This is a genomic window from Kitasatospora sp. NPDC127116 (assembly GCF_042677365.1).
In the GTDB taxonomy this organism is placed as follows: domain Bacteria; phylum Actinomycetota; class Actinomycetes; order Streptomycetales; family Streptomycetaceae; genus Kitasatospora; species Kitasatospora lactacystinica.
Window position 1 is genome coordinate 1 of the sequence record NZ_JBHXTL010000084.1, and the last position, 13,218, is coordinate 13,218.

Sequence of the window (13,218 nt, forward strand, 5' to 3'; positions counted from 1 at the left end):
AGACCCCACACCGCCGCCTGCACCGGATCGGCCCCACCAGCGGCAGGAACCGCAACCGCCCCACGCGTCAGCACCACCAGGCGCGAAGAGCCGAACCGCTCCTCCGCCAGCCACTCCTGCACCACACCCAGCACCCGGGCCGTCAGCGCATACACATCGCCCTCGACCGGCACCGGCAGCACCACCACCGGCGGCACCGCCAGCCCACCGGCCTCCAACTCCCCTACCAGGCCCGCCACATCGACGAACCCCCGCACACCGGCGACCTCACCGATCGCCACCCACTCCGACGAACCCGCACCCTCCGGACCCGCCGGAACCGGAACCGGCACCGGCACCGGCACCCAGTCCACCGCGAACAACGCCTCCGGCCCACCCTCACCGACCGGCCGAAGCGCCTCCGCCGAAACCTCCCGCATGGCGAGCGATGCGACGGTCGCGACGGGCTCGCCCACGCCGTCGGCGAGGAGCAGCGACACGCCGTCCGCCGTACCCTCGACCCGCACCCGGAGCACCGAGGCACCCACCGCGTCCAGGCGGGCACTCGTCCAGGCGAACGGCAGCCGGGTGCCCCCGGCCTGGGCGGCCGGGGAGAGCCCGACCGCGTGCAGTGCCGCGTCCAGCAGCGCCGGGTGCAGACCGAAACCGCCCGCCTCACCCGCCGCCGCCTCGGGCAGCGCGACCTCCGCGTAGACGGTCCCACCCACCCGCCAGGCCGCACCCAGACCCCGGAACACCGGACCGTAGCCGTACCCGACCTCGGCCAGAGCCTCGTAGAAACCCTCCAACGGCACCGCCGTGGCACCGGCCGGCGGCCAGACGGTGAGGTCCGGTCCGGCGTCGGCAGCGGCGGCCTCGTCGGCCAGGAGTCCGGCCGCGTGGCTGATCCAGACGGCGTCGCCGGTACCCTCGGGCCGCGAGTAGACCTCGACGGTGCGCTCACCGGTCTCGCCGGCGGCGCTCACGCTCACCTGGATCTGCACCCCGGCGTGCTCGGGCAGCACCAGGGGCGTGCGCAGGACCAGCTCCCGGATCGCCGGGGAGCCGGCCCGGCGGCCGGCCGCCCAGACCATCTCGACCAGCGCGGCGCCGGGCACCACCACCCGGTCCAGGATGACGTGGTCGGCCAGCCACGGGTGCGTGGCCACCGACAGTCGTCCGGTCAGCAGCAGGCCGTTGTCACCGGCCAGTTGAACCGCAGCGCTGAGCAGCGGGTGGCCGGCCGGCTCCAGGCCGACCGTGCCCGGGTCGCCGGCCGGCGGGACCGCCTCCGGCCAGTAGCGCTCGTGCTGGAAGGCGTACGTCGGCAGTTCGAGCCGTCGGCCGGCGGGCAGCACGGCCCGCCAGTCGACGTCCGCGCCCGCGACCCAGATCCGGGCCAGCGCGCGCAGCGCGGTGTCCACGTCCTCCCGGTCGCGGCGGGCGACGGGGGCGAACACCCCGTCGGGCGCGGACTGTTGGGCGGCTCCGCAGAGCACCCCGTCCGGGCCCAGCTCCACGAAGCGGGTGACGCCCTGCCCGTCGAGGTGGGCGACGCCATCGGCGAAGCGGACCGCCTCACGGACCTGGCGCACCCAGTAGTCGGGGGTGGTGAGGAGACCGGGCCCGGCGATCCCGCCGGTCAGGTTCGACACGATCGGAACGCGCGGCTCGGCAAAGGTCAACCCGGCCAGCACGGAAGCGAATTCGGCGAGCATCGGCTCCATCAGGGCCGAGTGGAAGGCGTGCGAGACGGTCAGCCTGCGAATCCGGCGCCCCTCGGTCTTCCACCGGGCGGCGAACTCCTCCACCGCCTCGACCGAACCGGAAACCACCACCGAGGTGGGCCCGTTGACGGCCGCGACGTCCAGCCGCCCGCCGATCGCGTCACGGACCTCGGCCTCGGCGGCCTCGACCGCCAGCATCGCCCCGCCGCTCGGCAGCGCGTCCATCAGCCGGCCGCGTGCCGCCACCAGCGCACAGGCGTCGGCCAGCGAGAACACGCCCGCCACATGGGCGGCGGCGATCTCGCCGATCGAGTGCCCGAGCAGGAAGTCGGGCGTCACGCCCCAGGATTCGAGCAACCGGAAGGACGCCACCTCGACCGCGAACAGCCCGGCCTGCGCCCACACCGTCCGGTCCAGATCCTCGACACCGTCGAACACCACGTCCCCGACCGGCCGGTCCAGCAGCAGGTCCAGCTCCGCGCAGACCGCGTCGAAGGCCTCCGCGAAGGCGGGGAACGCCTCGTACAGCCCCCGGCCCATGCCGACCCGCTGCGCACCCTGACCGGTGAACAGGAACGCCGTCTGGCCTTCGACCGTCGCACCGGTGACCACGTGCGCCGACGGGGTGCCCGTCGTCACGGTGTCGAGCCCCTCGGCGAGGTCCGCCGCGTCCGCTCCGAGCACCACCGCGCGGTGGGCGAGCGCGGCCCGGCCGAGCAGGGCGTGGCCGAGGTCGGCCGGGTCCGGCTGCGGCCGCCCGTCGGCCCCGTCGCCGGAGCCGAGGAAGGCCGCGAGCCGCTCGGCCTGGGCCCGCAGGGCGGGTTCGGTCCTGCCCGACAGCAGCCAGGGGACCACCGGCGGCGCCGCCGCCGTCCGCTCGGCCGGGGCGGGGCTCGGCATGGCCTCGATGATGACGTGGGCGTTGGTGCCGCTGATGCCGAAGGAGGACACGCCCGCACGGCGCGGCCGACCGTCCTCCGGCCACGGCCGGGCCCGCGTCAGCAGTTCCACCGCGCCCGCCGACCAGTCCACGTGCGGGGTGGGCTCGTCCACGTGCAGCGTGGCCGGGAGGACGCCGTGACGCATCGCCATGACCATCTTGATGATCCCGGCGACGCCGGCGGCGGCCTGGGTGTGCCCGATGTTGGACTTGATCGAGCCCAGCAGCAGCGGGCTACCCTCCGGCCGCCCCTGACCGTAGGTGGCCAGCAGCGCCTGTGCCTCGATCGGGTCGCCGAGGCGGGTACCGGTGCCGTGCGCCTCGACCACGTCCACGTCGGCGGTGGTCAGTCCGGCGGTGGCCAGGGCCTGGCGGATCACCCGCTCCTGCGCGGGGCCGTTGGGCGCGGTGAGGCCGTTGGACGCGCCGTCCTGGTTGACGGCGCTGCCGCGCACCCGCGCCAGCACCCGGTGCCCGAGCCGCCGGGCGTCCGACAGCCGCTCGACCAGCAGCACGCCGACGCCCTCGCCCCAGCCCGTACCGTCCGCCGCGGCCGCGAAGGCCTTGCAGCGGCCGTCCGAGGCGAGCCCGCCCTGGCGGTCGAACTCGCCGAAGGTGGCCGGCGAGACCATCACCGTGACACCGCCCGCGAGCGCCATCGCGCACTCGCCGCGCTGCACCGCCTGGGCCGCCAGGTGGAGCGCCACCAGGGACGACGAGCAGGCGGTGTCCACCGTCACCGCCGGCCCCTCCAGGCCGAAGGAGTAGGCGACCCGGCCCGAGATCACGCTGTTGGCGGTGCCGGAGAGCAGGTGCCCCTCGGCTCCCTCGAAGCCGTGCGCGCCGCCCCCGCCGTAGCCGGAGGAGGAGGCTCCGACGAAGACACCGATCTGCCGGCCGCGCACCGAGCGCGGGTCCAGCTCGGCGGACTCGAAGGCCTCCCAGGCGGCTTCCAGCAGCAGCCGCTGCTGCGGGTCCATCGCCAGCGCCTCGCGCGGCGAGATGCCGAACAGCCCGGCGTCGAAGCGGGTCGCCCCGGCGACGAAGCCGCCCTGCCGGGCGTACGAGTCCTCGGCGTCCGCGAACGCCCAACCGCGGTCGACGGGGAAGCCGGAGATGCCGTCGGCGCCGGTGGCGACCAGCTCCCACAGCTCGTTCGGGGAGGCGATGCCGCCGGGGTAGCGGCAGCTCATCCCGACGATCACGATCGGGTCGTCGGTGCCGGGAGCGGCCCCGCCGTCGACCCGGACCGCCTCCGGAGCGGTGTTCGGGCCGTCCGGGCCGTCCAGGTCGTCGAGCAGTTCACCGGCCAGGTGCTCGGCCAGCTCGCTCGGGGTCGGGTGGTCGAAGACCAGGGTGGCCGGCAGTGCCAGGCCCGTCTCGGTGCCCAGGGCGTTGCGCAGTTCCACCGCGGTCAGCGAGGTGAAGCCCAGGTCCCGGAAGGCCCGGTCCGCTCCGACGGCCTCGGCGGTGCCGTGTCCGAGCACCGTGGCGGCCCGCGCCCGCACCAGGTCCAGCAGGATCCGGCCCCGCTGCGGGACCGGGGCCGCCGCGAGCCGGCGCACCAGGGCGGTGCCGCCCTCGGCGGCGGACTCCTCCGCGGCCGGCCGCTGGGCGGCCTCGGGCAGGTCGGCCAGCAGCGGGCTGGGGCGGCTGGAGGTGAACGCCGGGGCGAACCGCTCCCAGTCCACGTCCGCGACCACCACGCAGGTCTCCCGCCGGTCCACCGCCGCGGCGAGCGCGGTGACGGCCAGCTTCGGGTCCAGGGCGGGCAGTCCGCGCTTGCGCAGGAAGTCCTCCGCCTCGCCGCGCACCGCCATCCCGGCCTCGGCCCAGGGGCCCCAGGCCACCGAGAGGCCCGCCAGGCCGCGCGAGCGCCGCTGCTGGACCAGCGCGTCCAGGTAGGCGTTGGCGGCGGCGTAGAGCCCCTGCCCGCCGCTGCCCCAGACGCCCGCGATGGAGGAGAAGGTGACGAACAGTTCCAGGTCCAGCCCGGCGGTGAGCTCGTCCAGGTGCGCCGCGCCGGTGACCTTGCCACCGGTGGAGGAGCGCACGTCGGCGGGGCCGGTCCAGTCCAGCGGTGCGGTCTCGGCGACGCCGGCCGCGTGCACCACGCCGGTCAGCGGGAGCTCGGCCGGGATCGCGTCGAGCACGGCCGCCAGCGCCGCCCGGTCGGCGGCGTCGCAGGCGGCGACCGTCACCCGGGCACCCAGCCCGGCCAGCTCGGCCACCAGCGCGTCCACGCCCTCGGCAGCCGAACCGCGACGACTGGTCAGCACCAGATGGGGAACGCCCCGACCTGCCAGCCAGCGCGCCACCTCCGCGCCCAGCGCCCCGGTGCCACCGGTCACCAGCACCGTGCCCGAGGGGGTCCACGGCTCGGCCGGGACGTCCTCGGCGGCCGCCCGGACCAGTCGGCGGGAGTAGACCCCGGCGGGGCGCACGGCGACCTGGTCCAGGCCCTGGCCGCCGGTGAGCACCGAGGCCAGCCGGGCGGCGACCCGGCCGTCCACGGCGGCGGGGACGTCGACCAGCCCGCCCCAGCGGTCCGGGTGCTCCAGCGCGGCGACCCGCCCGGCACCCCACACCTGGGCCTGGAGCGGATCGCGCAGCGGGTCGGAGCCGCCCACCGACACCGCGCCGCTGGTGACGGTCCAGAGCGGCGCGCCGATCGCGGCGTCGCCGAGCGCCTGGAGCAGGACCACCGAGGCGGTCAGCCCGTCCGGGCCGAGCGCGGTCAGCGACAGCACGCCCGCGTACTCGGCGGGCAGTTCCGCGAGCCGTCCGGCCAGCGCCGCCCGGCCCTCGGCCACCGGGTCGCAGCGGAGCTCGACCAGCTCGGCCCCGGCGGCCCGCAGCGCCGCGGGCAGCCCGGCCGCCTCGCCCGCGCCGTCAGCCCCGTCCGGCAGTACGACCAGCCACGTTCCGGTGAGCGCCCCCGCGCCGAGCCCGTCCGTGACCGGCTTCCAGGTGACGCGGTAGCGCCAGGAGTTGACGACGGCGTCGGCCCGGCGACGGCGGCGCCAGGAGGACAGCACGGGCAGCAGCGGCTCCAGCTCGCCCGCCGAATCGACGGCGAGGGTGCTCGCCAGCTCGCCCAGGTCCGCGCGCTCGACCGCGTCCCAGAACCGGGCGTCCAGGGCGTCCACGGCGCCGTTGGCGGGCGCGGGGACGGGGCCCGGCTCGGGCCAGTACCGCTCGCGCTGGAAGGCGTACGTCGGCAGCTCGACCCGCCGGCCGCCGCCCAGCACGGCCCGCCAGTCCAGCGCGACGCCGGCCGTCCACAGCGCGCCGACGGTCTCCGCGACCGCCTCCGCGCCGGTCCGGTCCCGACGCTGCATCGTTACGAACACCCCGTCGGTGACGGTCAGTTGGGCCATGCCGCAGAGCACGCCGTCCGGCCCCAGCTCGATGAACCTGCGGACGCCGTGCTCGCGCAGGCAGGCCACGCCGTCGGCGAACCGGACGGTCTCCCGGACGTGGCGCACCCAGTAGTCCGGCGTGCCCAGGGTGTCGGCGTCCGCGAGGGCGCCGGTCAGGTTGGAGACGATCGCGATCCGCGGCGCCTCGAAGGCGATCGTCTCCAGCACCGCGCGGAAGTCCGCGAGCATCGGCTCCATCAGCGCCGAGTGGAAGGCGTGCGAGACCGCCAGCCGCGCGGTCCGGCGCCCCTCGGCCCGCCAGCGGGCGGCGAGTTCGTCGATCACCGCCGCGTCGCCGGAGACCACCAGGTCGGCGGGCCCGTTGACCGCGGCGACGTCGGCCCGGCCGGCCAGGACCTCGCGGACCTCCGCCTCCTCGGCCCGCACCGCGAGCATCGCGCCGCCGCCCGGCAGCGCCTGCATCAGCCGGGCCCGGGCCGCGACCAGCCGGCAGGCGTCCGCCAGCGAGAACACCCCGGCGCAGTGCGCCGCCGCGACCTCGCCGATCGAGTGCCCGAGCAGCAGGTTCGGCACCACGCCCCAGGATTCGAGCAGCCGGAAGGTGGCGACCTCGACCGCGAACAGGGCGGTCTGGGCGTAGCCGGTCAGGTTCAGGTCCACGCCGTCGGCCGCCACCTCGCGGACCGGCCGGTCCAGCGCCGGGTCCAGTTCGGCGCAGACCGCGTCGAAGGCGTCGGCGAACACCGGGAAGCGCGCGTACAGCTCCTCGGCCATGCCGGCCCGCTGGGCCCCCTGGCCGGTGAACAGGAACGCGGTGCCGCCGGGGACCGCGGTGGCGGCCGTCGTGCCGTCGAAGTCGGCCAGCCGGCCGAGGAGTTCCTTCCGGTCGTCGCCGACCAGCACCGCGCGGTGCTCCAGCGCGGCACGGGTGGTGGCGAGCGCGTGACCGGTGTCGCGCGGGTCGGCGTCCGAGTCGGCGAGGAAGGTGCGCAGCCGCTGCGCCTGGGCCCGCAGGCCGTCCCGGGTGTGGGCGGAGAGCGGCAGCAGCGCGAGCGCGGGGGTCGGGGCCCGCTCGGCCTCGACGGCCGGGGGCTGCTCGATGATGACGTGGGCGTTGGTGCCGCTGATGCCGAAGGAGGAGACGGCGGCCCGGCGCGGCCGGTCCAGCTCGGGCCAGGACCGGGCCTCGGTGAGCAGTTCCACCGCGCCGCGCGACCAGTCCACCTGCGGGCTGGGCTCGTCCACGTGCAGGGTGGCGGGCATGATCCCGTGGCGCAGTGCCTGCACCATCTTGATCACGCCGGCCGCGCCCGCGGCGGCCTGGGTGTGGCCGATGTTGGACTTGATCGAGCCGAGCAGCAGCGGGCCGTCCTCCGGCCGTCCCTGACCGTACGTGGCCAGCAGCGCCTGGACCTCGATCGGGTCGCCCAGCACCGTGCCGGTGCCGTGGCCCTCGACCAGGTCGACGTCCCGGGTGGACAGGCCCGCGTTGACCAGCGCCTGCCGGATCACCCGCTGCTGCGCGGGGCCGTTGGGCGCGGTGAGGCCGTTGGAGGCGCCGTCCTGGTTGACCGCGCTGCCCCGGATCACCGCGTGCACGCGGTGGCCCTCGCGCCGGGCGGTGGAGAGCCGCTCGACCAGCAGCAGGCCGACGCCCTCGCCCCAGCCCGTTCCGTCGGCGGCGCCCGCGTAGGAGCGGCAGCGTCCGGTCGAGGAGAGCCCGCCCTGGCGGTCGAACTCGCCGAAGGCCGCCGGGGAGACCATCACCGTGACGCCGCCGGCCAGGGCCTGCTCGCACTCGCCGCGCTGCACCGCCTGCACGGCCAGGTGCAGGGCGACCAGCGAGGAGGAGCAGGCGGTGTCGACGGTGACGGCGGGCCCTTCGAGGCCGAAGGTGTACGCGACCCGGCCGGAGATGACGCTGTTGGCGGTGCCGGACAGCAGGTGCCCCTCGGCGCCCGCCAGCCCGAGGCCGCCGGTGCCGTAGCCGGAGTTGGACGCTCCGGCGAACACGCCGATCTGCGCGCCCTGGACGGAGCGCGGGTCCAGCCCCGCCGATTCGAGGACCTCCCAGGCGGCCTCCAGCAGCAGCCGCTGCTGGGGGTCCATGGCCAGCGCCTCGCGCGGGGAGATGCCGAACAGCGCCGCGTCGAAGCCGGTCGCCCCGGCGACGAAGCCGCCCTGCCGGGCGTACGAGCCCTCGTCGTCGGCGAGGTCCCAGCCGCGGTCGGCGGGGAAGCCGGTGACGCCGTCCTCGCCCTCGGACACCAGCCGCCACAGGTCGTCGGGGGACTCCACCCCGCCGGGGTAGCGGCAGCTCATGCCGACGATCACGACCGGGTCGTCGTCGGCGGCGACGGCGGCCGCGGCACGGGTGGGCGCCGCCGGCGCGTCCGGCTCGTCGAACAGTTCGCCGAGCAGGTACGCGGCCAGGGCGGTCGGCGTCGGGTGGTCGAAGACCAGGGTGGCGGGCAGCCGGAGGCCGGTCTCCGCGTTCAGCAGGTTGCGCAGTTCGACGGCGGTCAGCGAGTCGAAGCCGAGGTCGCGGAAGACCTGCTCGGGGTCGACCGCCTCGGCGGTGCGGTGGCCCAGCACGGCGGCCGCGCGCTCCCGGACCAGGTCCACCAGCACCTGGTGGCGCTGACCGGCGGGCCCGGCGGTGAGCCGCTGCCGCAGCGCGGTGCCCAGCTCGAAGTCGGAGCCCTCCCCCTCGACCGGCGGCGCCGCCTCGGGCAGGTCGGCCAGCAGCGGGCTGGGTCGGCCCAGGGTGAAGGCCGGGGCGAACAGCCCCCAGTCGACGTCGGCGACGGTCACGCAGCCCTCGCCGTGGTCCACGGCCCGCGCCAGGGCGCGGACGGCGAGGGCCGGGTCGAGCGCGTTCAGCCCGCGGCGGCGCAGGAAGTCGGCCGCCTCGCCGCGGGTGGCCATCCCGGCCTCGGCCCAGGGGCCCCAGGCGATCGAGGTGCCGGACAGGCCGCGGCTGCGGCGGTTGTCGACCAGCGCGTCCAGGTGGGCGTTGCCGGCCGCGTAGGCGGCCTGGCCGCCGCTGCCCCAGGTCGCCGCGATCGAGGAGAAGGTGACGAACAGGTCCAGGCCGTCGGTGAGTTCGTCGAGGTGTGCGGCGCCGGCCGCCTTGCCGTCGACGACGGCGGCCAGGTCGGCGGGGCGCAGTTCCTCGATCGGGCCGTGCGCCGCGACGCCGGCGGCGTGCACCACGCCGGTCAGCGGGAGGTCGGCCGGGATCCGCGCGAGCACCGCGGCCAGCGCCTCCCGGTCCGCGACGTCGCAGGCCTCGACGGTCACCCGGGTGCCGGTGGCGGTCAGCTCGGCGACCAGGTCCTCGGCGCCCGGTGCGGTGGCGCCGCGCCGGGCGAGCAGCAGCAGGTGCGGCGCTCCGCGTTCGGCCAGCCAGCGGGCGACGGCCGCGCCCAGGGCGCCGGTGCCGCCGGTGACCAGCACCGTGCCCGAGGGGGTCCACGGCCGTTCGGCGGTCCGGGCCGGCTCCGGGCGGGTCAGCCGGCGTCCGTAGCCGGCGGAGCCGCGCACGGCGACCTGGTCCTCGCCCGTGGCGCCGGCCAGCACCGCGGCGAGCCGGGCGCCGGCCCGGGCGTCCAGGGTGGCCGGAAGGTCGATCAACCCGCCCCAGCGGTCCGGGAGTTCCAGGGCGGCGACGCGGCCGAGCCCCCACACCCGGGCCGCCGACGGGTCGCTCGGCGGGTCGAACCGGCCCACCGAGACGGCGCCGGAGGTGAGCAGCCACAGCGGTGCGTCGATGCCCGCCTCGCCGAGGCCCTGGACGGTCGCCAGCGCCTCGGCGGCCGGGTCGGCGCCGGCCGGCAGCGCGACCACACCGGCCAGGCCGGCCGGGTCGGCCGTCGGCCACGCCCCGGGGGCGCAGCGCAGGACGGTGGCGCCGGCGGCCCGCAGGGCCTGCTCGACGGCCTCCGCCCGCCCGTCCTCGGGGTCGGCGGACAGCAGCCAGTCGCCGGTGAGCGGGGCGGTGTCGCCGAGGCCCGTCAGCGGCTTCCAGGTGACCTGGTAGCGCCACGAGTCGACGGTCGACTCCTGCCGCTGGGAGCGCCGCCAGGCGGCCAGCGCGGGGACCACCTCGTCCAGCAGGCCGGGGGCCTCCTCCAGCTTCAGGGTGGTGGCCAGCTCGGTGAGGTCCGCGCGCTCCACCGCCGCCCAGAACCGGACGTCCTGGTCCGAGGCCTCGCGCGGCGGGCCGACCGGCGCCGCCATGCTCTGCGGCCAGTAGCGCTCGCGCTGGAAGGCGTACGTCGGCAGCTCCACCCGGCGGCCCTCGGGCAGCACGGTGCGCCAGTCGACCTCGACGCCGGCCGTCCAGATCCGGGCCAGTGCGGTCAGCGCCGACTCGGCGTCGTCCCGGTCGCGACGCAGCAACGGGGCGAACACGCCCTCGGCACCGGCCTGTTGGGCCATCCCGCAGAGCACGCCGTCCGGGCCGAGCTCGACGAAGCGGGTCACGCCCCGGGCGGCCAGGCAGGCGGCGCCGTCGGCGAACCGGACGGCCTCGCGCACGTGCCGCACCCAGTACTCCGGGGTGGTGAGCAGGTCGGGCGCGGCGACGGCTCCGGTCAGGTTGGAGACGATCGCGATCCGGGGGCGGGCGAAGGAGACCGTCTCCAGCACCGCGCGGAAGTCCGCGAGCATCGGCTCCATCAGGGCGGAGTGGAAGGCGTGCGAGACCGTCAGCCGGCTCGTCCTGCGGCCCTCGGCCGCCCAGCGGGCGGCCAGTTCGTCGATCACCTCCGCGGTGCCGGAGACCACGACCGAGGACGGCCCGTTGACCGCCGCGACGTCGGCGCGTCCGGCGATCGCCTCGACGGCCTCGGCCTCGGTGGCCCGGACGGCGAGCATCGCGCCGCCGGACGGCAGCGCCTGCATCAGCCGGCCGCGCGCGGCCACCACGGCGCAGGCGTCCGCGAGCGTGAGGACGCCCGCGCAGTGCGCCGCGGCGAGTTCGCCGACGGAGTGGCCGAGCAGGAAGTCGGGGGCCACGCCCCAGGATTCGAGCAGCCGGAAGCCCGCGACCTCGACGGCGAACAGGCCGGCCTGGGTCCACATCGTCAGGTCGAGGCCGCGGCCGGTGAAGACCGCGTCCTTGACCGATCCGTCGAGGTGGCGGTCCAGTTCGGCGCAGACGGCGTCGAAGGCCTCGGCGAAGGCGGGGAAGGCCTCGTACAGCCCCCGGCCCATCGCCGCGCGCTGCGAGCCCTGGCCGGTGAACAGGAAGGCGCAGCGGCCCTCGCCCACCACGCCGGTCACCGCCGCGGCCGGGTCGCCCCCGGCGAGCGCGTCCAGGCCCGGGAGGAGGTCGCCGAGGACCACCGCGCGGTGGTCCAGGCCCGCGCGGGTGGTGGCGAGCGACCAGGCGAGGTCGACGGGGTCGGGCGCCTCGGTCTCGGCGAGGTGGGCGCGCAGTCGGCTTGCCTGGGCGCGCAGCCCGGCCGCGCCCTTGCCGGAGAGCGGCCACAGCGGCGGCCGGCCGGCGGCGGGCGCGGGTGCCGAAGGGGCCGAAGGGGCCGGGTCGGCCTGGGAGACCTGGGCGGCCTGGGCGGCCGGCTCGGTGCCGGCGTCCGGCCCGGCCTCGCCCTCGGCCTGCGGCTCGGCGGGCGCGGGCGCCGCCTCGATGATCACGTGCGCGTTGGTGCCGCTGATGCCGAACGAGGAGACGCCGGCCCGGCGGGGGTGGTCGGTCTCCGGCCACGACCGGGCCTCGGTGAGCAGCTCGACGCCGCCCTCGCTCCAGTCCACGTGCGGGGTGGGCGCGTCCACGTGCAGGGTGGCCGGCAGCACGCCGTGGTGGATCGCCTGCACCATCTTGATCACACCGGCCACGCCGGCCGCGGCCTGGGTGTGCCCGATGTTGGACTTGACCGAGCCCAGCCACAGCGGACCGCCCTCGGCACGCTCCCGCCCGTACGTGGCGAGCAGGGCCTGGGCCTCGATCGGGTCGCCGAGCCGGGTGCCGGTGCCGTGCGCCTCGACCGCGTCCACGTCGGCCGGGGCGAGCCCCGCGCCGGCCAGCGCCTGACGGATCACCCGCTGCTGGGACGGGCCGTTGGGGGCCGTGAGGCCGTTGGAGGCACCGTCCTGGTTGACGGCGCTGCCGCGCACCACGGCGAGCACCGGGTGCCCCAGCCGCTGGGCGTCGGAGAGCCGTTCGACCATCAGCAGGCCGACGCCCTCGCCCCAGCCGGTGCCGTCGGCGCCCTCGGCGAAGGCCTTGCAGCGCCCGTTGCCGGCCAGGCCGTCGAGGCGGCTGAACTCCGCGAAGACGCTCGGCGAGGACATCACCGTGACGCCGCCGGCCAGCGCCAGCTCGCAGTCGCCCGCGCGCAGCGCGTGGACGGCCAGGTGCAGGGCGACCAGGGAGGAGGAGCAGGCCGTGTCGACGGTGACGGCCGGGCCCTCCAGGCCCAGCGCGTACGCGACCCGGCCGGACACCACGCTGGCCGCGTTGCCGATGGCCAGGTGGGTGGCGGCGCCCTCGGGCAGGGAGTGGGCGCCCTCGGCGTAGCCGGAGGCGGAGGCGCCGACGAAGACGCCGACCCGGTTGCCGGAGAGCGAGCGCGGGTCGATCCCGGCCCGTTCCACGACCTCCCAGGCGGATTCCAGCAGCAGCCGCTGCTGCGGGTCCATGGCCAGCGCCTCGCGCGGGGAGATGCCGAACAGCGCGGCGTCGAACTCGGCGACCCCGTCGACGAATCCGCCCTCGTCGGCGTAGCCGGACCCGGCCGGCCAGCCGCGGTCCTCGGGGAAACCGGTGATGGCGTCACCGCCGCGGGTCACCAGCCGCCACAGGTCGGCCGGCGAGCTCACGCCGCCCGGGTAACGGCAGGCCATCGCGACGATCGCGATGGGCTCGCGCTCGCGCATCTCCGCCACCTGGAGCTGACGACGTGTGCGCCGGAGATCGGCCGTCACCCGCTTCAGGTATTCGAGATACTTTTGCTCTTCCCCCACGCTGATCAACCCCTACTCCCGGCCGGCGGTGGACCGCAGCCGGTACCGATTACCCGTGAGACCGCAGCGTTTCGCATCCTAGGGAGAGAATCCCCGCGCGATACCCCTAGCCGACCCCAGAAAAAAGGACATCAGATGGCACGGGCCGTTCCGGGCCGTTCGCCGTCGGAGCGGGAACCGCATTCGCGCGGTTCCCGCT

At 76.6% G+C, this 13,218-nt stretch carries 1 pseudogene; it reads right to left on the reverse strand.

The features are described 5' to 3' along the window. Positions 1–13,013: pseudogene (locus ACFVHV_RS28900) on the reverse strand (type I polyketide synthase); the annotation flags it as partial. Between the last annotated feature and the right edge of the window lie 205 nt (positions 13,014–13,218).